Annotated in this window: 27 protein-coding genes; 12 read left to right on the plus strand and 15 right to left on the minus strand. The window is 53.2% G+C overall.

The genetic code is table 11. From position 1 onward, the window contains the following. The first annotated feature begins 105 nt into the window (after positions 1-105). The 5 genes from xseB to FCS97_RS13430 all read left to right on the plus strand — a co-directional run bounded on the left by xseB (position 106) and on the right by FCS97_RS13430 (position 4,445). Positions 106-366: an exodeoxyribonuclease VII small subunit gene (gene xseB / locus FCS97_RS13410; protein WP_138518945.1), complete on the plus strand. Its 261-nt coding sequence runs from the start codon at positions 106-108 to the stop codon at positions 364-366. Continuing rightward, on the plus strand, positions 363-1,265 hold the full coding sequence (locus tag FCS97_RS13415; RefSeq protein ID WP_138518946.1) for a polyprenyl synthetase family protein: 903 nt from the start codon (positions 363-365) through the stop codon (positions 1,263-1,265). The genes xseB and FCS97_RS13415 overlap by 4 nt, the downstream gene beginning before the upstream one ends. After that, entirely contained in the window at positions 1,259-3,181 is a 1,923-nt protein-coding gene (dxs, locus tag FCS97_RS13420; protein ID WP_138518947.1) for a 1-deoxy-D-xylulose-5-phosphate synthase, read from the plus strand. Before FCS97_RS13415 ends, dxs begins: the two co-directional genes overlap by 7 nt. A gap of 7 nt (positions 3,182-3,188) precedes the next feature. Then, positions 3,189-4,019 carry a GTP cyclohydrolase FolE2 gene (folE2, locus tag FCS97_RS13425; RefSeq protein WP_138518948.1) on the plus strand — a complete coding sequence of 277 codons (831 nt, stop codon included), beginning with the start codon at positions 3,189-3,191 and terminating at the stop codon, positions 4,017-4,019. Between the two features lie 102 nt (positions 4,020-4,121). Then, the gene (locus FCS97_RS13430; protein WP_138518949.1) at positions 4,122-4,445 is read left to right on the plus strand and encodes a DUF3579 domain-containing protein; all 324 of its coding nucleotides are present in this window, start codon (positions 4,122-4,124) and stop codon (positions 4,443-4,445) included. A 105-nt stretch (positions 4,446-4,550) separates the two neighbouring features. Here FCS97_RS13430 and rpsT read toward each other — a convergent pair whose 3' ends face one another. Further along, entirely contained in the window at positions 4,551-4,817 is a 267-nt protein-coding gene (gene rpsT / locus FCS97_RS13435; RefSeq protein ID WP_105029612.1) for a 30S ribosomal protein S20, read from the minus strand. A gap of 77 nt (positions 4,818-4,894) precedes the next feature. Between rpsT and murJ the strand changes: the two genes are divergently transcribed. Next, positions 4,895-6,454, plus strand: coding sequence for a murein biosynthesis integral membrane protein MurJ (gene murJ, locus FCS97_RS13440; protein WP_138518950.1), 1,560 nt, complete (start codon positions 4,895-4,897; stop codon positions 6,452-6,454). Between the two features lie 58 nt (positions 6,455-6,512). Here murJ and adk read toward each other — a convergent pair whose 3' ends face one another. The 6 genes from adk to FCS97_RS13470 form a co-directional block, all read right to left on the minus strand. Beyond that, positions 6,513-7,166 (minus strand): adenylate kinase, encoded by a 654-nt coding sequence (gene adk / locus FCS97_RS13445; protein ID WP_138518951.1) that lies wholly within the window; start codon positions 7,164-7,166, stop codon positions 6,513-6,515. A gap of 173 nt (positions 7,167-7,339) precedes the next feature. Continuing rightward, positions 7,340-8,101: a 3-deoxy-manno-octulosonate cytidylyltransferase gene (gene kdsB, locus FCS97_RS13450; protein ID WP_138518952.1), complete on the minus strand. Its 762-nt coding sequence runs from the start codon at positions 8,099-8,101 to the stop codon at positions 7,340-7,342. A 6-nt stretch (positions 8,102-8,107) separates the two neighbouring features. After that, positions 8,108-8,284: a Trm112 family protein gene (locus tag FCS97_RS13455; protein WP_138518953.1), complete on the minus strand. Its 177-nt coding sequence runs from the start codon at positions 8,282-8,284 to the stop codon at positions 8,108-8,110. Then, positions 8,265-9,338 (minus strand): tetraacyldisaccharide 4'-kinase, encoded by a 1,074-nt coding sequence (lpxK, locus tag FCS97_RS13460; protein ID WP_138518954.1) that lies wholly within the window; start codon positions 9,336-9,338, stop codon positions 8,265-8,267. Before lpxK ends, FCS97_RS13455 begins: the two co-directional genes overlap by 20 nt. Next, positions 9,335-9,763 (minus strand): ExbD/TolR family protein, encoded by a 429-nt coding sequence (locus FCS97_RS13465; RefSeq protein ID WP_138518955.1) that lies wholly within the window; start codon positions 9,761-9,763, stop codon positions 9,335-9,337. The genes lpxK and FCS97_RS13465 overlap by 4 nt, the downstream gene beginning before the upstream one ends. A gap of 11 nt (positions 9,764-9,774) precedes the next feature. Beyond that, entirely contained in the window at positions 9,775-10,389 is a 615-nt protein-coding gene (locus FCS97_RS13470) for a MotA/TolQ/ExbB proton channel family protein (RefSeq protein WP_138518956.1), read from the minus strand. A 299-nt stretch (positions 10,390-10,688) separates the two neighbouring features. On the opposite strand from FCS97_RS13470, the gene xseA reads away from it, so the two are divergent. Together xseA and sodB are read left to right on the plus strand one after the other, a co-directional pair. Further along, entirely contained in the window at positions 10,689-12,056 is a 1,368-nt protein-coding gene (xseA, locus tag FCS97_RS13475; RefSeq protein ID WP_138518957.1) for an exodeoxyribonuclease VII large subunit, read from the plus strand. A 77-nt stretch (positions 12,057-12,133) separates the two neighbouring features. Then, positions 12,134-12,715 (plus strand): superoxide dismutase [Fe], encoded by a 582-nt coding sequence (gene sodB / locus FCS97_RS13480; protein ID WP_138518958.1) that lies wholly within the window; start codon positions 12,134-12,136, stop codon positions 12,713-12,715. Positions 12,716-12,790: 75 nt separating this feature from the next. Here sodB and FCS97_RS13485 read toward each other — a convergent pair whose 3' ends face one another. Beyond that, positions 12,791-13,282 (minus strand): DUF192 domain-containing protein, encoded by a 492-nt coding sequence (locus FCS97_RS13485; protein ID WP_246066362.1) that lies wholly within the window; start codon positions 13,280-13,282, stop codon positions 12,791-12,793. Positions 13,283-13,443: 161 nt separating this feature from the next. On the opposite strand from FCS97_RS13485, the gene icd reads away from it, so the two are divergent. Next, positions 13,444-14,691, plus strand: coding sequence for an NADP-dependent isocitrate dehydrogenase (gene icd, locus FCS97_RS13490; RefSeq protein ID WP_138518959.1), 1,248 nt, complete (start codon positions 13,444-13,446; stop codon positions 14,689-14,691). Positions 14,692-14,771: 80 nt separating this feature from the next. Here the strand turns inward: icd and FCS97_RS13495 are convergent, their stop codons facing one another. Then, positions 14,772-14,993 carry a cold-shock protein gene (locus tag FCS97_RS13495; RefSeq protein WP_008252332.1) on the minus strand — a complete coding sequence of 74 codons (222 nt, stop codon included), beginning with the start codon at positions 14,991-14,993 and terminating at the stop codon, positions 14,772-14,774. 363 nt (positions 14,994-15,356) lie between these two features. Between FCS97_RS13495 and clpS the strand changes: the two genes are divergently transcribed. Together clpS and clpA are read left to right on the plus strand one after the other, a co-directional pair. After that, complete coding sequence (gene clpS / locus FCS97_RS13500; RefSeq protein ID WP_040513552.1) at positions 15,357-15,665, plus strand: ATP-dependent Clp protease adapter ClpS; 309 nt, start codon at positions 15,357-15,359, stop codon at positions 15,663-15,665. Beyond that, complete coding sequence (gene clpA, locus FCS97_RS13505) at positions 15,662-17,986, plus strand: ATP-dependent Clp protease ATP-binding subunit ClpA (RefSeq protein ID WP_138519135.1); 2,325 nt, start codon at positions 15,662-15,664, stop codon at positions 17,984-17,986. The genes clpS and clpA overlap by 4 nt, the downstream gene beginning before the upstream one ends. An 88-nt stretch (positions 17,987-18,074) precedes the next feature. Here clpA and FCS97_RS13510 read toward each other — a convergent pair whose 3' ends face one another. From FCS97_RS13510 to FCS97_RS13535, 6 genes are all read right to left on the minus strand, one after another. Next, positions 18,075-19,226: a GGDEF domain-containing protein gene (locus tag FCS97_RS13510; protein WP_138518960.1), complete on the minus strand. Its 1,152-nt coding sequence runs from the start codon at positions 19,224-19,226 to the stop codon at positions 18,075-18,077. Positions 19,227-19,298: 72 nt separating this feature from the next. After that, positions 19,299-19,751, minus strand: coding sequence for a dUTP diphosphatase (gene dut / locus FCS97_RS13515; protein WP_171035320.1), 453 nt, complete (start codon positions 19,749-19,751; stop codon positions 19,299-19,301). A gap of 13 nt (positions 19,752-19,764) precedes the next feature. Further along, positions 19,765-21,012, minus strand: a complete 1,248-nt coding sequence (gene coaBC, locus FCS97_RS13520; protein WP_138518961.1) for a bifunctional phosphopantothenoylcysteine decarboxylase/phosphopantothenate--cysteine ligase CoaBC — start codon at positions 21,010-21,012, stop codon at positions 19,765-19,767. A 12-nt stretch (positions 21,013-21,024) separates the two neighbouring features. Then, on the minus strand, positions 21,025-21,567 hold the full coding sequence (gene lspA, locus FCS97_RS13525; protein ID WP_138519137.1) for a signal peptidase II: 543 nt from the start codon (positions 21,565-21,567) through the stop codon (positions 21,025-21,027). 4 nt (positions 21,568-21,571) lie between these two features. Then, positions 21,572-24,367 carry an isoleucine--tRNA ligase gene (gene ileS / locus FCS97_RS13530; RefSeq protein WP_138518962.1) on the minus strand — a complete coding sequence of 932 codons (2,796 nt, stop codon included), beginning with the start codon at positions 24,365-24,367 and terminating at the stop codon, positions 21,572-21,574. A gap of 6 nt (positions 24,368-24,373) precedes the next feature. Further along, positions 24,374-25,330, minus strand: a complete 957-nt coding sequence (locus FCS97_RS13535; protein WP_138518963.1) for a bifunctional riboflavin kinase/FAD synthetase — start codon at positions 25,328-25,330, stop codon at positions 24,374-24,376. 104 nt (positions 25,331-25,434) lie between these two features. On the opposite strand from FCS97_RS13535, the gene purN reads away from it, so the two are divergent. Beyond that, positions 25,435-26,076, plus strand: coding sequence for a phosphoribosylglycinamide formyltransferase (purN, locus tag FCS97_RS13540; protein ID WP_138518964.1), 642 nt, complete (start codon positions 25,435-25,437; stop codon positions 26,074-26,076). The last annotated feature ends 17 nt before the right edge of the window (positions 26,077-26,093 follow it).

Below are 26,093 nucleotides of genomic sequence, written 5' to 3' on the forward strand. Positions count from 1 at the left end.
AGAAAGTGGGATTGTACCCTTTAGTCTGCATTCCGGCCAAAGACTTTTCGCCTTTGGGCAAACTCGCAGTAAAATGGAGGACTTTGCATCACGCACAGCAGCACAATGAGCCCAAGCAAATCAAAAACAGCAACTGCACAATCCGACCACGCCGTGCCGGCCTCTTTCGAAGAAGCGGTGGCCGAACTGGAGGCATTGGTCGATACCATGGATTCCCAGAATCTGGGCTTGGATCAATTGTTGACCGATTACAAACGGGGTGCTTACCTGGTGAAGTATTGTAGGGACCGCTTGAGCCAGGTTCGCAAAGAGGTGACCGAGATTGAACAAACCTTGAACAAACCCGCGGAAGAAGGTGAGCAGTGAATTTCGCCCAACCCATTCATTTGAACTGGTTTGATGAGACCCGCGCGGGTTTCGAGGCGGTATTGTCTGAGAAACTCAATCAGTCCAAAGGTCCCTCCAGCGAGCTGAATGACGCGATGGAGTATGCCTTGCTGGATGGCGGCAAACGCTTGCGCGCCATGCTGGTGTTTGCAGTGGGCCATGCGGTGCAAACTGCCACCAGTCAGTTAAGCGATGCGGCCTGTGCCATCGAGGCCATGCATGCCTATTCCCTGGTGCACGACGATTTGCCCAGCATGGACAACGATGTGCTTCGCCGTGGCAAACCGACCTGTCACGTGAAATTTGGCGAGGCTTTTGCCTTGCTAGCAGGTGACGCGCTGCAAACTGCCGCGTTTCAGTGGCTGGCTGAATCAAGCCAGGGCAGTGTGCAGGTTCGCATGCAGCAAATTGCGGCCTTGGCCAGCGCAGCTGGTTTGCAAGGCATGGCTGCCGGGCAGGCCATCGACCTGGCGCATGTGGGCAAACCCATGGATTTGCAGTCGCTTGCCAATATGCATGCGCGAAAAACAGGCGATTTGATCAAAGCCTCGGTTCGCATGGGGTATGTCAGCAATCCCGGCATTACAGCCGTTGAAAAGAATGGATTAGAGGCCTATGCCCATTGTTTGGGCTTGGCATATCAGGTAATAGACGACATATTAGACGTGGAGTCCACCAGCGAGGTGCTCGGTAAAACATCGGGCAAAGATGCACTGAACAACAAGCCCACCATGGTGAGTTTGATGGGCTTGGGCGAAGCAAAAGCGCTTTTGGCCCAGCTTCGGGATCAGGCCTTCACCGCCTGTGAGGTGATTGCTGCGCCACACCGTGCTCCGCTGGAAACCCTTGTAGAACTGATTACAAACCGGAAATCATGACCGATCTGCTGAAAAAAATTGATTGCCCCGCAGACTTGCGGCGACTGTCCGAAAACCAGCTCCCGAAGCTGGCCGACGAGTTGCGCAATTACATTGTCGAGCAAGTCGCCAAAACCGGCGGGCATTTGTCATCCAACCTGGGCACAGTCGAATTAACCGTGGCCTTGCATTATGTGTTCAACACGCCAAACGACCGGGTGGTGTGGGACGTAGGCCACCAAACTTACCCGCACAAAATTTTGACTGGGCGGCGCGAAGCCATGCCTGGTTTGCGCCAATACGGCGGAATCTCTGGCTTCCCGAAGCGTTCGGAATCTGAATACGATGCTTTTGGTACGGCGCACTCCAGCACTTCCATCTCGGCCGCCTTGGGCATGGCGGTGGCCTCCCGTAACTTGGGTGTGAACCGCAAGCACATCGCTGTGATCGGCGACGGCTCCATGACCGCAGGCATGGCCTTCGAGGCCCTGAACAACGCGGGTGTTACCCCAGACATCGATTTGCTGGTCATCCTGAACGACAACGACATGTCGATTTCCCCGCCCGTGGGTGCACTGAACAAGTACCTGGCCAAGTTGTTGTCGGGTCGCATGTTGAACAACGTGAAAGAAGTGGGCAAGGGCATTTTGGGCGTGGCCCCACCCTTGTATGAACTGGCGCACCGGCTTGAAGAACACGTGAAGGGCATGATGAGCCCGGCCACCCTGTTCGAAGAGTTTGGTTTTAACTACTACGGCCCGATTGACGGTCATGATCTGGACGCCTTGGTGCCAACCTTGCAGAACCTGCGCGCCATGAAAGGCCCGATTTTCCTGCATGTCATTACCAAGAAGGGCGCAGGCTACAAGCTGGCCGAGCAAGACCCAGTGCTTTACCACGGCCCCGGCAAATTTGATCCCAGCATTGGCATTCAAAAATCGACCACGCCCAAGCCACCCACCTACACCCAAGTTTTTGGCAAATGGCTGTGCGACATGGCGCAATCCGATCGCAAACTGGTGGGCATTACCCCGGCCATGCGTGAAGGTTCCGGCATGGTTGAGTTCGAGCGCCGTTTCCCGTCGCGATATTTTGACGTGGGCATTGCCGAGCAACACGCAGTCACCTTTGCGGCTGGTTTGGCCTGCGAAGGCATGAAGCCCGTGGTGGCCATTTATTCCACCTTCTTGCAGCGTGCCTACGACCAACTGATTCACGACGTGGCCTTGCAAAACCTGGATGTCACCTTTGCGCTGGATCGCGCTGGTCTGGTGGGTGCCGATGGTGCCACGCATGCCGGTAATTACGACATTGCTTACCTGCGCTGTATTCCCAATATGGTGATCGCAGCGCCCTCGAACGAAGATGAATGCCGCAAACTGCTGACAACGGCTTACCATTACCCCGGTTGCGCCTCGGTACGCTACCCGCGCGGCATGGGGCCTGGTGTTGTGGCCGACGAATCTCTCGATGCGCTCGAAATTGGCAAGGCAATTGTGCGTTATTCGCCCGATGAATCTGAACATAAACTTGTAATTTTGGCATTTGGCTCCATGTGTGAACCAAGCCTTGAGGCTGGCCGCGCGCTGGGTGCCACCGTGGTAGACATGCGCTGGGTCAAGCCAATTGATGCAGAATTGTTACAACGGTTTGCTGAGCAGCGCTACAGCTTTGTGACTGTCGAAGAGGGCTGTATCATGGGTGGCGCCGGTTCGGCAGTGACTGAACATTTGCACGCCCAAGGCTTTAACAACGCAGTTTTGCAACTCGGCTTGCCCGATGAATTCATCGACCACGGAGACCCCGCTCTCCTGCTCAAGAATCTTGGACTGGACGCCCAAGGCATAGAAACGTCCATCAAGCAGCACTATGGCGAGCTCTTTGATCGCCACACCAATGTGGTGCGCCATGTAGCAGGGCGCGCCGCGAACACATGAGGAAGTTATGAATACACGTGACAAAGGCTTGGAGAATGCCGTGGCCACCAACTCAATTGACCAGGCCATTCCCGATGTCCAAAGCACCATCGACACCCGCCACATTGCAATCCAATCGGTGGGTATTCGTTCTGTCAAATATCCAGTTCTGATTGAGCTTCAAGGCCAAAAGCCGATGCCCTCCGTGGCCGAGTTCGAAATGACCGTGTTTCTGCCTGCCGATCAAAAAGGCACGCACATGTCTCGTTTCATCGCCCTGCTTGAAGAAGCCCAAGGCAATGTGCTGACAGTCAGCGGTTTCCGCGCCATGCTGGTGGAAATGCTGCAGCGCCTGGATGCACCCTCGGGTCGCATTAAAATGGAACTGCCTTACTTTTTGTCCAAGGTGGCCCCAATCAGCGGTGTTTCCAGCCTGATGGATTACCAGTTGACCCTTGAGGGCTCTGCCACTGAGGCAGGGCAAGACATCTATTTGACAGTCGTTGTGCCTGTGACCAGCCTGTGCCCCTGTTCCAAGAAAATTTCGGAATACGGCGCGCACAACCAGCGTTCACATGTGACTGCCCGCGTACAGTTGAAGGAAGACGTTGACATTGCGCAGTTCATTTCCGCAATCGAGCAGCAGGCTTCTTGTGAACTGTATGGTTTGCTCAAGCGCCCAGATGAAAAGTACGTGACAGAGCGTGCTTATGACAACCCCAAGTTTGTTGAAGATTTGGTGCGTGATGTGGCCATTGCCATGAACAAGTTCTCGCAAGTGGGTCAGTACACAGTGGAAGCTGAAAACTTCGAATCCATTCACAACCACTCAGCCTACGCTCGTATCGATCGAGCTTAAGTCAGCACCCGCCGGTTCTTCAGCACGCTGTAAGAATCAACCCCGACAATACACACAAAATTACATGTCGGGGTGCGAGTACACCTCAGGAGCTATTCGGTTATGGCTGAACCACCCAAGGTCAAGCCCAAGGAATTCTTTATTCTAGGCCTCACGTCAGGCGGACGGCCTTTTCGTCCTTCAGACTGGGCAGAGCGCCTTTGTGGCGTGTTGTCCTGTTACCGCCCGCCCGGTCGCCAGCAAAGCCAGCAACACCTGGCCTACAGCCCCTACGCCAAACCCATTTTGATGAACAACGTGAAGTGCGTGGTGATCGATGAGCGCTTGCGCGACATTGAACCCATGGCCATGACGTTTGTATTGAATTTTGCAAGAGACAACGATTTGCAATTACTCGATGCCTGTTTGCTACCCGATCCAGAGTAGTTTGGCGAAGACAACACAAAAAGCCCCTTTCAATCAAGGGGCTTTTTCATGTGAAGCGTACTGGTCGTGAAGCAAAAAGCCGGTGTGGCTTTCGCGGTCGCAAATTTAAGCGGCCATGCCTTTTACAAGTGCTGACAAGCGTGACTTGTTGCGTGAAGCTTTGTTCTTGTGGATCAGGTCTTTGTCTGCCACGCGGTCCAGAATGCTTGTTGTTTCGCGATAAACTGCCTGTGCGGCTGCTTTGTCGCCTGCTTCAACAGCAGCGCGTACTTTTTTCACTGCGGTTCTCATCGCTGAGCGAATGGCTGAATTGTGCGCATTCGCTTTGGCGGCTTGTTTTGCGCGCTTGCGCGCCTGTGCTGAGTTGGCCATATTGCTGAGGCTCCAAGGGGTGTAGAATTCGAAAACCCGCAATTTTAACAAAATACTAGCCCTTTCACAATCACTATATGAATTTATTGAAATCGGCCGCTGCGGTCAGTGCAATGACCATGCTTTCCCGGATAACAGGACTTATCCGAGAGACAATCACCGCGCGCCTCTTGGGGGCGGGGGCTGAATCGGACGCTTTTTTTATCGCCTTTCGAATTCCCAACCTCTTGCGTCGCCTTTTTGCAGAAGGCGCTTTTTCGCAGGCCTTCATTCCCATTTTGTCCCAGACCAATGCCACCGAGGGCAAGTCAGCGGCTGTTGATCTGGCCCGGCGAGTCAGTTCTCTCTTGTTTCTTGCCCTGTTGCTCATTGTTGTAGCGGGCGTGCTGGGCGGCAGTTGGGTCGTCGTGGGCATGGCCAGCGGGCTTGAGCGGGGCAGTGAGCAGTTTGAGTTGACTGTGCTGCTCACGCAGTGGATGTTTCCCTACATTCTTCTCATATCCATGGTGGCCCTGGCCTCGGGCTTGTTGAATACCTTTCGCTCATTTGCATTACCCGCTTTTGCCCCTGTGCTGCTGAACATCAGTTTTATTGCTGGTGCATTGCTTTTGGCACCTTATTTTGATCAGGCTGTGAAAGCGTTTGCCATTGCCGTGATGGTGGGTGGTTTGCTGCAGGTTGCTGTGCTTTGGTACGGCCTGGCCCGAACCGATTGCTGGATCAATCCGTTTGCAGGTCTGGGTGCAATCAAAGCCGCTTGGGCGGATGAAAGGGTTCGTCGCGTGTTGAAGAACATGGTGCCAGCAACGCTTGCTGTGTCGGTGGCGCAGATCAGCTTGATCATCAACACCAATATTGCGTCGCACTTGGAGCAGGGCAGTGTGTCCTGGATCTCGTATGGGGATCGCTTGATGGAATTTCCCACCGCTTTGCTCGGCGTGGCCTTGGGTACTGTGTTGCTGCCCTCACTTTCTGCTGCGGCCACACGCAGCCATGAAGAGTATTCACGTTTGATGGACTGGGGCTTGCGTTTGACGGTGGTGCTGGTTTTGCCTGCTGCCGTGGGCATGGGTTTGTTTTCGGATGCCTTGGTGGCCTTGCTGTTTCACTATGGGCGCTTTGATGCCAATGACGTCGCGATGACCAGCCAGGCCGTGATTGCCTACAGCCTGGGGCTGGCGGGCTTGGTCTTGGTCAAAATTCTGGCCCCCGGTTTTTATGCCAAGCAAGACATTCGTACCCCAGTGAAAATCGGGATACTGGTTGTGTTGGCTACTCAGTTGATGAACGTGTTTACGGTGCCTTGGTTGGGCCATGCCGGTTTGCCGCTGAGCATCAGTGCAGGCGCAGTGCTCAACGCCACTGTGTTGTATTGGGGCCTTCGCAGGCGTGGCTTGTACACGCCTTCAAGCGGGTGGGGGCTTTATTTCGTCAAGGTGTCGGTGGCTGCAATGGCCATGGGCATCGCCCTGTGGTTCATGAATCAGCAGTTTGACTGGCTGGGTATGGCTTCCACCCCGCTTGTGCGTGTGGGTGCTGTGCTTGGCGTAATTGGGGTGTGTGGTGTGCTTTACTTTGCAGTGCTCGCTGCAATGGGATTAAACCCGAAACGCTTGATTCGCAAGCCTGCTGCGTGAGCGGTGTGTTGTGCAAGCTTGCAGCACCTTTGAACGGTGCTGCAGCCGTGCATTACTTTTACTTCAATGCATCAAAAGCACGGCTTTTGATTTCTTCCACGCTGCCAACACCTGCAATTTTGCGGTATTGCGGTGCACTGGCATCGCCCGTTGCAGCCCATTGGCCGTAGTAATCCACCAAGGGGCGTGTCTGCTTCTCGTACACGTCCAGGCGTTTCTTGACTGTTTCTTCCTTGTCGTCGTCACGCTGAACCAAAGGCTCGCCCGTCACGTCATCAATGCCTTCCTGTTTGGGCGGGTTGAATTTAACGTGATAAGTGCGACCTGATGCCGGGTGAGTACGGCGGCCGCTCATGCGATCGATGATTGCATCGTGGGGCACATCAATTTCCAGCACGAAGTCAATTTTCACGCCAGCCTCTTTCATGGCCTCGGCTTGTGGAATGGTGCGGGGAAAACCATCAAACAAATAGCCATTGGCGCAGTCGGATTCTTTCAAGCGCTCTTTCACGAGGTTGATGATGATCTCGTCTGAAACCAGGCCACCACTGTCCATGACTTTCTTGGCCTCGATGCCCAAGGGCGTGCCCGCTTTTACAGCAGCACGCAGCATGTCGCCAGTGGAAATTTGGGGAATACCAAACTTTTCCTTGATGAATGTCGCCTGCGTGCCTTTGCCAGCACCGGGCGCTCCCAATAGAATTAAACGCATAGTCGCCTCAAGAGTTTTAAATCCGCTGGCCTGTTGTACAAGATGCGTCGTTTACAACAGGCAATATTTTTGGCCGTTTTTTCTTATTCGAGGCCTTTGCGATTATGGGTGCGTCAACTTGCAGCAAACTTACCCACGGGCAGGCTCGAATATTTCTTCATGGTCGTTCAGCCTTAACGAGACCCGAACAATGCCCTGACTTTTTCCAGGTCTTGTACAGTGTCTACCCCGGGAAGCGGGGCATCCTGAATCATACACACTTTTATACGAAAGCCATTGGCCAGCGCCCTGAGTTGTTCAAGTGATTCAAGCACTTCAATTCGGGCTGGGGGCAGTGTTTGATAGACCTTGAGAAAGCGGGCGCGGTAGGCGTACAGGCCAATGTGGCGAATGCCCAGTTGGCCCACTGGCGCACCGGTGGGCCAGGATTCATTAGCGTAAGCATCCCGCGGGTAAGGAATGGGTGCCCGGGAGAAGTAAAGCGCTTCACCGTCTTCACGCATGGCAATTTTGACCACATTCGGGTTTTTGAATTCTTCCCAGTTGTCAATTGAATGCCCGCAAGTCGCAATGTCTTGCGCATCGTCCAGCAAGGCTTTGGCCACCAGGTCAATCAATGCGGGGTCAATCAGGGGTTCATCGCCCTGTACATTCACCACCACCGTGTCGTCGGTCCAGCCTCTGATTTGTGCCACTTCTGCAATCCGGTCGGTGCCCGTTGGCCAGTCACCGCGGGTCATTACGACCTGCAAACCATGGGTTTTGCACACCGATTCAATGTCCGGGTGGTCAGTGGCCACCAAGACTTCGTCGGCACCCGACTTCAAGGCCTGTTCGGCCACGCGAACAACCATGGGTTTGCCTGCAATGTCGAGCAAAGGCTTGCCGGGCAGGCGAGTCGACGCGTGGCGGGCCGGGATCACGGCTTTGAACATGGAAGCTTAGCTGTTGGAGGTTGAAATGGGTTCAGCCTGGTCCACCAGCATGATGGGAATACCATCCCGCACGGGAAACGCAAGTTTGTCTGCCTTGCACACCAGATAGCCGTCGCTTGGGCGCTTTTCAAGTGGCCCTTTGCAAATGGGGCAAACCAGAATGTCAATCAATTGTGGGTCCAATGCAATCCTCTAGGGCTTGTGTCAGGGCAGGGGGCAATTTAACGCTGATCTCGGCCACCCACACTTTGGGGTTTGAATCATTCAATTTTACGGCATCTTTGCCGCTTGTGATCAGCACCTGTTGGTTGAACTGCGTGCAAAAGTCGTCCGGGTAGTTGAAATGGTCCGGAAGGCCCCGGCTTGCATCAAGATTCAGGCCTGCAGATTGAATTGCATCAAATAGTTTGTTTGGGTCAGCAATGCCGGTGAAGGCTGCCAAGGTCAGTGATTTCCATTGTTCCCTGGCTTGTTCAATGGTCAGGACATGTTCGGAGCTCAGTTGCCTGAAGCCGACCAATTGCACTTCTATGGCGTGCCAGTCGTCTCCGCATGGCCAGTTCAGGGCCTTGCTCAGGGCTTCGGGAGAAATATTGGAGCACAACACAGCTTCGACCGTGTTGAGCCTGGAAAGTGGTTCGCGCAGCGGCCCCGCAGGCAACATGCGGCCGTTGCCATGGGCGCGTCGATCAAACACAACCCATTCAATTTGCCGGGCAAGGCGGTGGTGTTGCAGACCGTCGTCAGAAACAATCAGATCCAAATCCGGATAGTGCGTCAAGAGAAGTTGCACTGCCTGGTTTCGGTCTGCACAAACCGCCACCGGGCAACCGGTTTCACGGCTTAAAAAAAGGGGCTCGTCGCCTGCATCGCCAGCGTCTGGCGAACTGTGGGCCGGATCAATCAATATCGGGGTGTTTGTTGATCGTCGTCCATAACCACGGCTGACGATGCCTACCTTGCCTGCTCGTGCCGCCACATGTTGGCAAACTGCCATCACGATGGGCGTTTTTCCTGCACCCCCGGCAATCAGGTTGCCGACGACCAACACAGGTGGCAGGCATGTCTTTTTTGCAGCACGCGTCTTGCGGTTTTGCCCCGAGGCCCAACGCAGGCCCTTGTAAACAGCCTCAAGTGCCTTCAGAGTCAAGCCTGTGAAAAGCCCCGGCGTTTGCCCGCCGTACCAAATTTGAAGCAAGGCCGATTCGATTCGCGCTTTGCGATCTCTGGTAGTCATGGGGCCTTGCCACCTGCGGTGGCAATTGACACCCTGGCAACGCCCAGGGAGGCCAGCATGTCCATCACCAGTACCACAGACTGGTGTGTGGCGGCTGCGTCGGCTTCAACAACAGCTCTGCGTTCTTCGCCTGCGGGTTTGGTTAACAAAACCTTGCTCAGTTCGGTGCGCAGCTGGGTTTCGGTCAATACACTTTGCGAGCCCAGTGCGTAGTTCCCATCTCGCCCCACCCGAATTCGAAGTGCCTCCGGTGGCGTGGTGTCTTCGCTGGCGCTTTGCGTGCCCGGCAGGTCAACTTCCAACTGGCTGGGTTGCATGAATGTCGTGGACACCACCAAAAAGATGACAATGACCAAAAGCACATCAATCAGCGGAATAAGATTGATGTCGGGTGCTTCAATGCTTGTTGTTCGCTTGATTCTCAATGCCCCGCCCCTTAGCCTGCTTTGCGCGAGTTGGCGTGTTGTTTCAGCAGGTCTTCAAAAGGTTTCAGTGAGTTTCCCATGTCTTCGAGCAGGCTGTTGATCCGGATCCGGAACAGTCGATAGGCGACCAGGGCTGGAATGGCCACGATCAGGCCGAAGGCTGTGTTGTACAGGGCAACCGCAATACCGGCCGCAATGGCTTCTGGCGTTTGGGCCCCAGAGCCTTGAACGGCAAAAATCTCGATCATCCCGATCACGGTGCCCAACAATCCCATCAAAGGCGCTGCGCTGGCAATCATGGATAACACGTCCAGGTGTTTTTCAAGCGTGTTTTGAATCCCGACTGATTTGTCCTGCATTGCGGTTTCAATGTCCTCGTTTTTGTAGAACGCGGAAAGCCCAGCAGCCATAAGGCTGCCGAGCGCGCTATGAGCTTCCAGTCGAGCAATGTTTTGCCGGTCTTTGAATTGGGGCAGGGTTTTGCAAACGTCGGTCACCAGGTTCTCGGGGATCAATTCTTTTTTACGCAGGGCCCAAACGCGCTCCAACACGATTGCCAATGCGACCACCGAGCCAAAAATCAAAGGCCAAATTGGCCAGCCCGCCGCAGAAATGATTGACCACACAAGTAGACTCCTATTCAGTAAGACAGCGACTCTAGCGAAAAAACCAACATTACACAAATTACGCAAAAGCCGACATATTTGTTCATTGTGGATAACTTTGGGGAAAAGCCTCTCAAAATTCCGAATAATCAGTTGCTTGTGAGAAAAATGAACTTTTTGTGTACCGTATTTTGTTGTTTTTTCCTTTTTATATCAGTGGCTTGTGTTTATTTTCTTGTATTTCAGGCATGTTGCACAGAAAGTAGCTTTTTGTTAGCGCCTGTGGAAATGTTCCGGTTTTTTGCCAATTTGGTCGATAAATGATTGACTTAAAAACAGTTTTCTCGGTCAGCCAGCTTGCGCGGCACCTCAATGATCACCTGCGAAATGAATTTGGTTCAATCCGGATTCAGGGCGAGGTGGCGTCCTTTACCCGCGCTTCTTCCGGGCATTGGTATTTGGCCCTGAAAGACGAGGCTGCACAAATGAAGGCCGTGATGTTTCGTCAACGCAATGTTCTTGCAGGATTTTTTCCCGCAGTGGGTGACAAAGTCGAGGTGCTTGCCCAACTGGCCATGTATGAACAACGGGGCGAGTTGCAGTTGATCGTTGATGTGATCAAGAAGGCCGGGCAGGGCAATTTGCATGAGCAGTATTTGCAACTGAAAAACAAATTGACCCAGGAAGGTTTGTTCGACTCCGCACGCAAGCGCCCACTTCCCTCTGTGGTATTCAATCTTGGGGTGATTACATCCCTGCAGGCTGCAGCACTTGCCGATGTCAAACAGGCCTTGGCCAGGCGTGCACCCCATGTGCAGTACGCTGTTTACCACACGGCGGTTCAGGGCGAGCAGGCCGCAGCCCAAATTATTGAGGCCGTGCGAAAAGCCGATGCCGCTGGCCATGAAGCGTTGGTGCTGTGCCGCGGGGGCGGCAGCCTGGAGGATCTTTGGAGTTTCAACGTTGAGGCGGTTGTTCGCGCCGTGGCAACTTGTAAAACACCGATCGTGGTTGGTGTCGGCCATGAAACCGATGTGACCTTGGCCGAGTTTGCCGCAGACCTGCGCGCAGCAACGCCAACTGCGGCTGCTGAGTTGATCAGCAGGCCCACGCGTGAATTGCTGGCCGAGATCCAAGGTTTGCACACAGGCTTGCGCAAGGCCCTGCGCCACCGTGCCCAAATGTGGGTTCAACGTGTGGATCGAGCAGAACTTGGTTTGCTGACACCCACGGCCTACCTGAATTCACTTGAATCACGTTTGGGCGCGGCTGCTGGCCGCCTGCCGAGGCTGGTTGAGCGCGGCCTTGCGCAACAAACCAATTCTGTTCAGGCCTTGTGGGACGCCATGTCGCTTGAAATGGGCGCAGCTCAAAGTTCTGCGAACCGAGGCGCCCAGTTTCTTGAAAACGCACTTCTTTCAGCACAGCGAAAGAATATTGCCGCATTCGATTCCCGCCTGGGTCGTCTCGGCTCGGTGGTTGAGGCAGTTTCCCCTCAACGAACCCTTGAGCGTGGTTACGCATTCTTGCAGCCGCAGCACGGAAGCACGGTGGTTCGCTCCGTGACGGATGTGAAAACAGGCGATGCCTTGCGCGCCACGCTGGCAGACGGTGAAATTTTAGTGAATGTGCGCGAGAAAACGGAGCTGCGCGGACCCTTCAATGAGGACGTCAAAAATTCAAGATAGAATCAAAGGGGTTGAAATGCTGGGTTTTGCCCCAAGCTGAAGTTTTCGTATTGATTGAAGTGAGAGAGGATACTGATATGCAACACACACTGCCCGAATTGCCCTACGCGATGGACGCGCTTGCTCCCCATATTTCCAAAGAAACACTGGAATACCACTACGGCAAGCACCACGCTGCTTATGTGACCAACCTGAACAACCTGGTCAAAGGCACCGAGTTTGAAAACTCCAGCCTGGAAGACATCGTCAAGAAGTCGACAGGCGGCGTGTTCAACAATGCGGCGCAAATCTGGAACCACACGTTCTATTGGCACTGCCTGTCACCCAATGGTGGCGGTGCGCCCACAGGCAAGTTGGCGGATGCCATCAATGCCAAATTTGGCAGCTTTGATGCATTCAAGGAAGCTTTTACCAAAAGCGCCATCGGTAACTTCGGTTCCAGCTGGACATGGTTGGTGAAAAAAGCCGACGGTTCAGTCGACATTGTAAACACCAGCAATGCGGCAACACCCTTGACTACCCAGGACAAGCCGCTGTTGACCTGCGACCTGTGGGAGCACGCTTACTACATCGACTATCGCAATGCCCGCCCCAAGTACATTGAAACATTCTGGAACCTAGTGAACTGGGAATTTGCATCCAAGAATTTTGAAGGCTGATCTGTTCGAAATCTGAATGCGACAACCGGCCCTGGCTTGTGCAGATTGCGCAACTCAGGGCCGGTTTTTTGTTTGCTATTCCAGGGTTTCCATGGCCTGTTGGGGTATGTGCAGCTGTTCACCTGCCTTAATGCCCAGTGTCGAAAACCAGTCCCGGTTCATTTCCAGCGCCAGTTTGGCATCGCCAGCCGAGCAGTGAATGTCGGCAGTTCCTGCTTTCATGTGTTCGATATTCAGAATTGTGCCGTTGACGTCAGCAAAGGCGACATCCAGATCAATCAGTGTGTTCTTCATCCACATGCACTGTGTTTCACTGCGTTTGAATACAAACAACATACCCGAGTTCTTGCCCAGTTCTTTTCGGTTCATCAGCCCGATTTGACGGCTTAGAACGGTGTTGGCCAGCTCCGCTTTCACGGCATGTTCACCCACTCGAATTTGCACAGTTGGCAATCGCGCTTGCGCCGGTCCGGCTGCATTGCTTGCGCAGGCAGCCAAGCCCAGCGCCGCTGTCGCCACAGCCATAACAAAAGCGCTGCGGTATTTCTTGATGAGATCAAAGTGCATGAAAACTGGTTCCTGTCAGAGAACTGAAAGAAGATGGCGTTATTATACGTCTTGGCGCAATAAGGAATGCAATTTCATATTGCGAAATAATTGTGATTTTCGTAGTGAAGGGATACACTAGAGTGTTCCCTCTAACACACCAGAGAAGCAGCGGAGAGACCATGTACCAACATATTAAAGTCCCATCAGTCGGCGAAAAAATCACGGTCAATAGTGATTACTCGTTGAGCGTACCCGATCAACCCATCATTCCATACATCGAAGGCGATGGCACTGGCTTTGACATTACACCAGTGATGATCGACGTGGTCGACGCTGCTGTGGCCAAGGCATATGGCGGCAAGCGCAAGATCAGCTGGATGGAAATTTACGCGGGTGAGAAGTCCACCAAGGTGTACGGCCCCGACGTGTGGCTGCCCGAAGAAACCCTGGAAGTGTTGAAAGAATATGTGGTGTCTGTCAAAGGCCCTTTGACCACGCCAGTGGGCGGCGGTATTCGTTCCATCAACGTGGCTTTGCGTCAGCAACTGGACTTGTATGTTTGCCTGCGCCCTGTGCGTTACTTTGCCGGCGTGCCAAGCCCGGTCAAAGAGCCCCACAAAACCGACATGGTGATTTTCCGTGAAAACTCGGAAGACATCTATGCGGGTATTGAATACGAAGCAGAAACTGACAAAGCCAAAAAGCTGATCAAGTTTTTGCGTGAGGAAATGGGCGTGAGCAAGATTCGCTTCCCCGAAACTTCCGGTATTGGCATCAAGCCTATTTCCAAAGAGGGCACCGAGCGCCTGTTCCGCAAGGCCATTCAGTACGCCATCGACAACAAAAAGCCTTCAGTGACTATTGTTCACAAAGGCAACATCATGAAGTACACCGAGGGCGCATTTGCAGCTTGGTCGTATGCTTTGGCCAAGAACGAATTTGGTGCCGAATTGCTCGACGGCGGCCCCTGGATGAAGATCAAGGCTGCGCACGGCGACATCGTGATCAAAGATGTAATCGCTGATGCCTTCCTGCAGCAGATTCTGCTGCGTCCAGCTGAATACAGTGTGATTGCCACCATGAATTTGAACGGCGACTACATTTCTGATGCATTGGCAGCCCAGGTGGGCGGTATTGGTATTGCGCCAGGCGCAAACCTGTCCGATTCAATCGCGATGTTTGAAGCCACTCATGGCACTGCACCCAAGTACGCTGGCAAAGACTACGTGAACCCAGGTTCACAAATTCTGTCGGCGGAAATGATGCTGCGTCACATGGGTTGGGTTGAAGCGGCCGATCTCATCATCACTTCCATGGAGAAATCCATTTCTTCCAAGAAAGTGACCTATGACTTTGCGCGTCTGATGGACGGTGCCACACAGGTGAGCTGCTCCGGTTTCGGTCAAGTGATGATCGACCACATGTAAGGCAATATTTGTTTGCCCCAAGAAAAAAGCCGGCTTGGGGCCGGCTTTTTTCTTAATCGGTGGTTTGATTATTTTACTTATCAGGCGGCGCTGGTTGCGTCCATCACAGAGATGTTCTGAGCCTGCTTACCTTTTGGTCCATCCACCACTTCAAAAGTCACTTTCTGACCTTCTTTGAGTGTGCGGAATCCAGATGCCTGGATTGCTGAAAAGTGGGCGAACAGTTCATCGCTCCCTTGATCTGGAGTGATAAAACCAAAACCCTTTGCATCATTGAACCATTTTACGGTGCCGGTCGCCATCGCGAAACCTCCTTCAAAAAACAATACTTCGATCGGAACGCACGAACTTTCCGACAACTCGCCAGTCTGAACCAGCTTGCCTTCTATTCTTTGACGTGTTTGATCCGTGGTCAACCATACAATAGATACATTTTTTAAGGGTTTACCCCTTGTAATAGACAGGGGTTGTCTACATTTAAATAATTCAGGCTTTTCGGGTGATTGACCCCAAGGGGATTCGATTGCAAATTTGAGAGCGGGTTTGCATAATTTTTGAGATGTTCCCGATTGAATTTTCAGGAAAAATTTCTAGCCTTGAATAAAGGCAGTGTATTGCTCTCTAATCCTTGTTGCGTGCCCCTTAGAAGTGATTACAATGAAGTTATGAGTTCGCAAAACAATCCATCAACAGTACTGGAATCGCAGACGCAAAAAGCGAAGCTGCCCCCGATGTATCAAGTCGTGCTCTTGAACGATGACTACACCCCCATGGAGTTCGTCGTGATTGTTTTGCAGAAGTTTTTTGGAAAGGGAAGGGAACAGGCCACCCAGATCATGCTGAAAGTGCATCGAGAGGGAAAAGGGGTCTGTGGGGTATATCCCAAGGACATCGCCTCGACAAAGGTCGAAATGGTATGCGGATTCGCAAAGCAGCATCAACACCCGCTGCAGTGCGTGATGGAGGAAACATGATTGCGCAAGAGTTGGAAGTAAGTTTGCACATGGCATTTGTTGACGCGCGTCAGCAAAAGCATGAATTCATCACGGTAGAGCACCTGCTATTGGCCTTGCTGGACAATCCTTCAGCGGCCGAGGTGCTACGTTCATGCTCCGCCGATGTTGAGGAAATTCGCAAGAACCTGCAGAACTTCATCAAGGACAACACCCCGGTGGTGTCTGGCCAGGATGAAGTTGATACGCAGCCCACCCTGGGTTTTCAGCGGGTCATTCAGCGCGCCATCATGCATGTTCAAAGCACATCAAATGGCAAGAAAGAAGTGACGGGCGCCAATGTGTTGGTGGCCATTTTTGGTGAAAAAGACTCCCATGCGGTTTACTACCTGCACCAGCAGGGCATTACCCGCCTGGATGTGGTGAATTACATTTCACACGGGATCACCAAAACACCGCAGGCACCAGCACCGAAGCCCGAGAATTCTCAAAACGAGAATCAGGAACAGGAAGCAGAGTCCACTCAAACCGTGGGCGACAAACAGTCACCACTTGACCAGTACACCCAGAATTTGAACGCACTGGCCAAGGAAGGAAAAATTGATCCGCTGATTGGTCGAGAGCAAGAGGTAGAGCGTGTAATTCAAGTACTTTGCCGTCGCCGGAAAAACAATCCCCTGTTGGTGGGTGAAGCAGGTGTGGGCAAAACGGCGATTGCCGAGGGTTTGGCCTGGAGAATTGTGCAAGGCGATGTGCCTGAAATTCTTGGCTCAGCCCAGGTGCATTCCCTGGACATGGGGGCGTTGTTGGCCGGTACCAAGTATCGCGGCGATTTCGAACAGCGCTTGAAAGCGGTGTTGAAGCAGCTCAAAGCCAATCCGGATTCGGTGTTGTTCATTGACGAAATTCACACCCTGATTGGCGCTGGCTCTGCCTCGGGCGGCACACTGGATGCATCCAACCTGCTCAAGCCTGCCTTGTCTTCAGGGCAGCTTAAGTGTATCGGCGCAACCACCTTTACCGAGTACCGTGGCATTTTCGAGAAAGACCATGCGCTTTCTCGTCGTTTCCAGAAAATTGATGTGTCTGAACCCACTGTGGAACAAACCATTGAAATTCTGCGTGGTTTGAAAAGCAGATTCGAAGATCACCATGGTGTGAAATACTCCAGCGCTGCTATTTCGGCTGCTGCTGAGTTGTCGGCCAAGTTCATCAATGATCGCCATTTGCCCGACAAGGCCATTGACGTGATCGATGAAGCAGGTGCTGCGCAGCGCATTTTGCCAAAAAGCAAACAGCGCAAAACAATTACCAAAGGCGATATTGAAGACATCGTCTCAAAAATTGCCCGCATTCCGCCGCAGTCCGTCAACACTGACGACCGCAATAAGCTGGCCACGCTTGATCGCGATTTGAAGGCCACTGTGTTTGGTCAAGACCCGGCCATTGAAGCACTGGCCAATGCGATCAAAATGTCGCGCGCGGGATTGGGTAAGGCAGACAAGCCAATTGGTTCATTCCTGTTCAGCGGCCCCACCGGTGTGGGCAAAACCGAGGTGGCCAAGCAGTTGGCCTTTATTCTCGGCATTGAAATGCTGCGTTTTGACATGTCGGAATACATGGAACGCCACGCGGTTTCCCGCTTGATTGGTGCGCCCCCCGGTTATGTTGGGTTTGATCAGGGCGGTCTGTTGACCGAAGCCATCACCAAGAAGCCGCATTGCGTGTTGCTGCTCGACGAAATTGAAAAAGCGCATCCCGATGTATTCAATATCCTGCTTCAGGTGATGGACAACGGCACGCTGACCGACAACAACGGTCGCAAGGCAGATTTCCGCAATGTAATCATCATTATGACCACCAATGCGGGGGCAGAGGCTTTGACCAAGCGTGGTATTGGCTTCATGGAATCGAAGGTGCAGGGCGACGAGATGGAAGACATCAAGCGCATGTTCAGCCCGGAATTCCGCAACCGTCTCGATTCAGTGATTTCCTTCCGTGCGCTGGACGAAGAAATTATTCTTCGCGTGGTCGACAAGTTCCTGATGGAGCTTGAAGAGCAACTGCATCAGAAGAAAGTGGATGCGGTGTTCACCGATGAGTTGCGCAAGCACCTGGCCAAGAAAGGCTTCGATCCCTTGATGGGTGCTCGCCCCATGCAACGCCTGATTCAAGACACCATCCGCAAAGCCTTGGCTGACGAGTTGTTGTTCGGCAAACTGGTGAGCGGCGGCAAGGTAACAGTAGATCACGATGTAGAAAACGACCAGGTGTCACTGACTTTCGATGAGGGTTCTTCCGGTCAGGAGTCAGAAAGCGGCACTGAGGTTGCGATCGATTAATCGTTAACGATTGGCAGTAAGCCAGACCCGAGCCTGAGTATTTCCTTCGTGGATACTCAGGCTTTTTTGCATTTGGTGGCTTGGGATTTTATGCGTTTACCTTGCCAAGGCAACTTCGATTTCTGCCCTTGTTCTTGGCTTGGTACAGTGCATGGTCGGCTTGCGCCATGGTGCGCTCAATGCTTCCAGTGTGGGCGATGTCGCAAATTCCAGCTGAAAACCCTACTTTGCAATTGCCGTTAAGCCGAATTCTGTCCACAATTCTTTGCGTGTCGTCGGCAGTGCAGTGGGGTAGAAGTACTGCGAATTCTTCGCCTCCGATACGGGCAATCAGATCGCCTGGCCTGAAGTTGGTTCGAAGCGTTTCAGCAAACTCGCGAAGACGAATATCGCCCGCCTCGTGACCATAGGTGTCGTTGTATTGCTTGAAGTAATCAATGTCAATGATGGCCACACTGCCGTGCAACTGATTTTCTCTTTTCATTTTTCTCAAGTATGCGTCACTCAGTTCTTGCCAGCCACGGCGGTTGAGTAAACCCGTGAGCGCGTCGCTGCGAGCCTGGTTGCCAAGGTGTAGCAACTCCACCGCAAACCGCCTGCGCAAGGTGGATTGCCGCCACAATGTCAGGCCAACAAAACCCACAGAGTGAATCAGTACGAGCAATGTGAGTATTAAGTTGTTGCGTTGTAATTCATTGATTTTTTGATCGCTGTCTTGAGCGTTTTGTTTCAACGTGGCATTGAATATTCCAAGCTCGACAAACCAGAGTTCGATGCTTTGGGCGTTGGGTTTGCCAAGTGTTGCGAGTTGTTGATCCATCGCGATTAAATGTTCGCGCAGGCTTGCTGCTGATTCAGTCAGCTTGTTGTGGGTGTTGATGGCTTCGATCACCGCCAACCTGGCGGCGAGTTGATTGAGCAACTCTTGCGGCGAGCCATAGCCACGCGTTTCCAGGCCAAGTTTGGTTTCGTAGGTGTGCTGGTTGCCCAGGTGATGCAAGGCTGTGCTTTGCACGATCAGGTCTTGAAAGGACACTTCAAGCAATCTTCGTTTGGCCAGATCACCTTGAATTTGATGGACTTTGCTGTAGTTGAATACAGCCACAATGGCCAGAATGGCGCAGAGTATCAACCAAAAATATCGGAGGGTTTTTTCAGAGCAGGGACGCAGGTATTTGATTGAATGAACCCACCATGTGTTGCCTTTATTCGCGGCTGGCCTGCTGCCTCCTGAGTCCATTGTTTTCCTGAGAATTCACAATGACACTCAGTGGCACAACCGCATGAATAGGTTCCTTCGGTGCAGATAACCTTAGCGGGTTCCGGTGCTGCCGAAACCACCTTCACCACGCTCACTGGGTGTGAAGTCGCTGACCACTTTGAAGTCAGCATGTGCGACAGGCAATATGACCAACTGAGCAATTCGTTCCATCGGCTCAATGGTCACGGGCACTTGGCTGCGGTTCCAGGCTGAGACCATCAGCGGGCCTTGATAGTCTGAATCGATCAGCCCCACGAGGTTGCCGAGCACCAGGCCTTTTTTATGTCCTAAACCTGAGCGGGGCAAAATGGTGGCACAGTAATTGGGGTCGCCAATGTACATGGAAAGCCCAGTGGGCACGAGTTCGGCCTGGCCTGGTTGCAGGGTCAAGGCCTCATTTAGGCAGGCACGCAGGTCAATGCCCGCGCTGCCGGGCGTGCCATAGGCTGGCAGTTGTTCTTGCATTCGTGGGTCGAGTACTTTCAGTTCAACTTGAATTTTCATGGCTTGTGTGGGTTCAGGAATGTTTGGAAATAAAAGCCAGCGCGGCCTGTGCAGCTTGTAGCTTGTCCATGCTGCCCAAGTGTTCGGGTGTCAGTTTCTTGCTGTAAATGGTCAGTTCGGTGTGGTCGGCACCCAGTGCATGCTGTGCAAGATTGCCAACAATGAATTGGGCTTTTTTGCTGTCCAGCTTGCGGCTCGCGTATTCATCAAGATTTTCGGTTTCCGCGGCGAAGCCCACTACGGTCAGCGGCTTTGTGCGTGTGCTTGCAAACTCACCAACGTCAGCCAGTATGTCTGGGTTCAATTCGAATTCCATGTGCAAACCCGCAGCTTGATCTTGCTGTTTTTTCTGCTTTTGCGCACTGGGGTTTTTGATCCCGTAGTCAGCCACGGCGGCGACACCAATGAACAGGTCTTGTTGTTCAATTTGGCTGAACACAGCGGCATGCATCTGTTTGGCCGATTGAACAGACAATATGCGCACGCCATAGGGGGCGGGCAGGGCGGTGGGGCCGCTGACCAAATTGACTTCAGCACCCATGAACCAGGCAGCCTGTGCAAGGGCGTATCCCATTTTTCCGCTGGAGCGGTTGGTGATGCCGCGCACCGGGTCGATGGCTTCAAATGTGGGCCCAGCCGTTAACAATACTTTCTTGCCAGCCAATGGTTTGGGGTTGACTGCACGGGCCAGCTCAAGCACTACTTCAAAGGGTTCCAGCATGCGGCCACTGCCCACTTCGCCACAGGCTTGTTCGCCTGCCGCTGGACCAAATACATGCACACCATCATTTTCTAACCGGCTAACATTGCGCTGTGTGGCTGGGTTGTTCCACATTTCAACATTCATGGCTGGCGCTATGGCCATGGGGCAGTTGCGGGCCAACACCAGGTTGTCCAGCAGGTTGTCAGCGAACCCGTGTGCGTATTTGGCCAGTGAATTGGCAGTGCAGGGCGCGATCAACAAAAAATCGGCGTTACGACTGATGTCGATGTGCGGCATGCCGCGGTCGGCGTTGCCTTGAGCACTGTATTCTGAAGGCCATTGCGACACGTGCACTGATTTGCCTGAAAGTGCTTGAAAGGTGAGCGGGGCGATGAACTGGGTTGCCGATTCAGTCATGACCACCTGCACTGTGCAGCCCTGTTTCATCAACAGGCGCACCAGTTCTGCAGACTTGTAGGCCGCAATGCCGCCACACACGCCCAACACCACACGCAGTTGGTTTAAACCGGGAAGCTGTGGCAATTCGACTGGGCGCATGGGCTATAAACCTTATTGGCTTTTTTCGGGTTTGGCGGCTTTGTGTTCTTTGTTGAAGAACAGCTCATCAATAATCAGACCGATTGCCCCCATGGTAATTGCAATGTCGGCCACGTTGAATGCTGGCCAGTGGTAATTGCCAACATAAAAATCGAGGAAGTCGATGACTGCACCGTGTGCAACGCGGTCAATCAAGTTACCAATTGCCCCGCCCAAAATGCATGCCAGGCAGAACATCGCGAATTTGCGATGGCTCGATGACCGCATCATGAACAGAATGACAATCGACGCAATAACCGCGACAGCGGAAAGAAAGTGCTTTTGCCAACCCGCCTGGTCGGCCAGAAAGCTGAATGCAGCGCCAGGGTTGAGCACATAAACCAGATTGAAGAAGCTGGTCACTTCAACGACTGCGCCCAAATCAAGGCGAGATTGAACCCACAGCTTGGTAATTTGATCGATCAAGATGAGCAGCAATGAAAAACCGATCCAGGGAAGAATGGATTTTCGTGGAGGCTTCAATGCTGTGGTTGCCTTCGCTGGTTTTCTGGGCATGGGTTTAGACATGATTGCGCACCTCGCCTTCGCCAAACAGATTGCTTACACAGCGACCACAAATGCCGGGGTGTTCGGGGTTGGCACCTGTGTCGGGCCGCACATGCCAGCAACGTTCGCACTTCTCGCCTACTGCAATACCCACTTCAATTTTCTCCTCGGCCGCTTGGGCAATTTCTATGTTGGAAACAATGAACAGAAACTTCAGATCGTCGCCCAGACTGGCGGCCGCAGTGTAAAGGTTGGCTGGCAAATGAAGTGTGGCTGTGCCTTGCAAGGATGAGCCAATTTTGCCATCGGTGCGCAGGTTTTCCAGTTCTTTCACCACGCGTGCGCGCAGCGCCAACAGTTCGGCCCATTTGGTGCCCAGTTCGTCTGCCTTGGCCACGGCGGGTACTTTGTAAAACTCATTGCAGAAAATGGATGGCTCCACATTGCCCATCACTTCACGAGCCTCTTCGGCTGTGAAGCTGAGAATAGGCGCCATGAGGCGCAGTAGCGAATGTGTAATGTGATACAGCGCTGTTTGCGCGCTGCGGCGTGCCTTGGAATTCTCGCCAGTGGTGTACAAGCGGTCTTTCAACACGTCGAGGTAAAACGCGCCCAAATCTTCCGAACAGAAAATTTGCAGTTTGCTGACGATGGGGTGGAACTCGTACTTTGCGTAATGCGCTTCGCACTCGCTTTGTAATTTCGCAAGCAGCGTGAGTGCGTACTGGTCTACTTCGGCCAGTTCCTCGGTGGGAACCGCTTCAGTGGCGAAGTCGAAATCTGAAATATTGGCCAGCAAAAAGCGCAGGGTGTTGCGAATGCGACGGTAGCTTTCAACAACACGCTTTAAGATTTCGTCGGAAATGGTCAGTTCGCCAGAGTAATCAGTGCTGGCCACCCAAAGGCGCAAAATCTCGGCACCCATTTTGTCGGACACCTGTTGTGGCGCAATCACGTTGCCCACGGATTTGCTCATTTTGCGACCCTGGCCATCCACCACAAAACCGTGGGTGAGCAGGGCTTTGTAAGGTGGTACGCCGTTGATCATGCAACTGGTCAGCAGTGAAGAATGGAACCAGCCACGGTGTTGGTCAGAGCCTTCCAGGTACAGGTCGGCAGGGAAGTGGCTTTCATCGGCATGGCTGCCACGCAGCACGGTTTCGTGCGTGGTACCCGAGTCGAACCACACATCGAGTGTATCCGGGTTCTTGATGTAGTCCTTGGCTTCCTCACCGATCAATTCTTCAACGGTGACGTGCTGCCAGGCTTCAATGCCTTGCTTTTCGATCAGTTGCGCAATGGTCTCGATCAGCTCGGGTGTGCGCGGGTGCAGTTCGCCAGTTTCGCGGTGCACAAGAAAGGCCATGGGCACGCCCCATTGGCGTTGACGTGACAGGGTCCAGTCTGGTCGGTTGGCGATCATCGCATGCAGGCGCGCTTTGCCCCAGGCCGGAAAAAATTCGGTGGCCTCAACGCCAGCCAGTGCTTTTTCCCGCAAGCTTCCGCTGCCATCGTTGGCTTGCACATCCATGCCCGCAAACCACTGAGAAGTGGCGCGGTAGATGATGGGGGTTTTGTGGCGCCAGCAGTGCATGTAGCTGTGACCGAATTTCACCTGTTTAACCAGCGTTCCCGTTTCAATCATTTTTTCAACGATCAGCGGGTTGGCTTTCCAAATGTGCAATCCGCCGAAAAAGGGCAAAGAGTCGGCATACACACCATTGCCCGTCACCGGGTTGATGATGTCAGCGTCTTTCAGGCCATAAGCTTTGCTGGTCAAGAAGTCGTCTACACCGTAAGCCGGCGAACAATGCACAATGCCGGTGCCTGTTTCGGTGCTCACATAGTCGGCCAAATACACGGGGCTTAAGCGGTCGTAGAAGGGGTGCTTAAAGGCAATGCCTTCAAGCGCCGCACCCTTGGCGGTGGCGATTTCAGAGCCTTCCAGTTCATAACTTTCAAGGCAGGGCTTCACACGTTCTTGGGCCAGCAGCAAATATTTGCTGCCTACGTCCACGAGGCTGTACACCAGTTCTGGGTGCATGTTCAGCGCCTGGTTGGCAGGCAAAGTCCACGGGGTTGTGGTCCAGATCACCAATTGGCCAGGCTTGGCTTGCAGGGTGGCCAGTGGCACATTGAAAGCGGCTGCAAGTTTTTCGAGGCTCTCTGCATTGAAAGCAAAACCCACATCCACTGCGATGTCTTGTTTGTCCTTGTATTCAACCTCGGCTTCAGCCAGGGCTGAGCCACAATCAAAGCACCAGTTCACGGGCTTCAGGCCACGGAACACATAGCCCTTTTCCATGATTTTGCCCAAGGCTCGCAACTCGTCTGCCTCGTTGCCAAAATTCATGGTTTTGTAAGGGTTGTCCCAATCGGCCAACACGCCCAAGCGAATAAAGTCTTTTTTCTGACGTTCAATTTGTTCAGCGGCGTACGCCCGGCTTTTTTCTTGTACTTCCAGGGTGGGTTTGCCTTTGCCGATGGTTTTTTCAATTTGAATTTCAATCGGCATGCCGTGGCAGTCCCAGCCCGGTACATAGCGCGCATCGTAACCAGCCAGGCAGCGGCATTTCACAATGATGTCTTTAAGGATTTTATTCACCGCATGGCCAATGTGAATATCGCCGTTGGCATAGGGTGGGCCGTCGTGCAGTACAAACTTGGGTTTGCCTGCTTTGGATTGGCGAATCGCCTTGTACAAGTCTTCCTTGCACCATTGTTCAACCCAGTTTGGTTCCCGCGCTGGCAGGTTGCCGCGCATGGGGAAGGGGGTGTCGGGCAGGTTCAGTGTATTTTTGTAATCCATCTTGGGTTAACAGCCTGTATATGAAATCTGGGGTTGGTTGGTGGCCAGCAAAGTCATGGCCTGCGCCGTGTCTTTGTGCATTTGCTCAACCATCGTATCGAGTGAATCGAAGTGTTGTTCCGGGCGAATGTGCGCCAACACCTCGATGCGCAGCAGCTTGCCGTAGGCATTGCCTTGCCAGTCTGGAATGAATGTTTCCAGCAAAATTTGATCGGATTGTTCAACTGTGGGGCGCACACCCATGCTGGCCACTGCGGGCAGCGGGTGTTTCTCCAAACCATGCACCCAAACGGCCAGAATACCGGTGAGTGCGCTGGCTCGCCCTGCAATGCGCAGGTTCATGGTGGGAAAGCCCAGCGTGCGGCCCAGTTTTTTGCCGTGAACAATGTGCCCGGAATAAACCAGTGGGTGCCCAAGCATGTGCGTGGCTTTTGCAATGTCGCCAGCCTTCAGGGCTTCACGAATATTGGAACTGGAAACCCGGCTGCCATTGCTTTGAACTTCGGCCAAGTCGTTGACTGTGAATCCGTGTGTTTCACCCAAGCCTTTCAGGGAGGTGAAGTCGCCGGCGCGTTTGGCACCGAAGCGAAAGTCGTCGCCCACCCACACTTGTTTGGCATTCAACTGATTCAGCAATACTTCCTGAACAAAAGCCTCGGGGCTTAAGCTGGCCATGTGCTTGTCAAACGGCAAAATGCACACTTGCTCAATGCCGCAGCGCTTCATCTCGATAATTCGGTCGCGCAGCGTTGAAATGCGGTCAAGCTTGAAAGCCGGGTTGAAAAATTCCTTCGGGTGAGGTTGCAGTGTAACCACAGTGGGCACCAACCCTTGTGCGCGTGCCGCAGACACAACCCGGCGGAACAACTCGGCATGGCCGGAGTGAACGCCGTCGAAGTTTCCAATGGTGAGCGCAGTGCCCTTGGCAAATGTATGTGGCCGGGGGCGGCGAATGATTTTCATACCGAGTGTGTCGGCTCTTTAGTGGTTGCAAAACAACCGGTCATTATAAGGCCAGTATGGTGAAAAATAGGGCTTTTTCGCCCGCACAGTGATAAACTCGCGCCATGCAAAATTCCACACCTTCCGTCGTCATTTTGATCTCGGGGCGAGGTTCAAACTTGAATGCCCTGATCGATCACGCCAAACAGACCGGGGCCTACCAAATTCGTGCAGTCATTTCCAACCGCCCAGCCGCGGCTGGTTTGGCTTTGGCGCAATCAGCAGGGCTTGATACGGCCATTCTGGACCACACTGAATATGCGAGTCGCGAGGACTTTGATGCGGCCTTGGCTGGTTTGATCGATCAATATCAGCCGGAATGGGTGGTGCTGGCTGGTTTCATGCGCGTACTGACCGAGGGGTTTGTGAATCGGTACTTGGGGCGTTTGGTGAATATTCACCCCTCGCTGTTGCCAGCATTCCCGGGCCTGAAAACCCACCAGCAGGCTTTGGATGCCGGTGTGCGGGTGCACGGGGTCACTGTTCACTTGGTAACGCCTGAGCTGGACCATGGCCCAATTGTGGATCAGGCGCTGCTGAAGGTGATGCCCGAAGACACGGCAGACAGCCTGGCGACTCGCGTGTTGGGCCTTGAGCATCAAATCTATCCCCGCGCTGTGGCGGCGCTGGCCAGCGGGCAAATTAAAATGGTGGACGGGAAACTGCAAGGCACTTTGGCCTCAGCCCTGGTTCACGCAATTCAATAATCAGGAAATACAAGAAT

The sequence above is a fragment of the Limnobacter alexandrii genome, assembly GCF_005871185.1.
In the GTDB taxonomy this organism is placed as follows: Bacteria; Pseudomonadota; Gammaproteobacteria; order Burkholderiales; family Burkholderiaceae_B; genus Limnobacter; species Limnobacter alexandrii.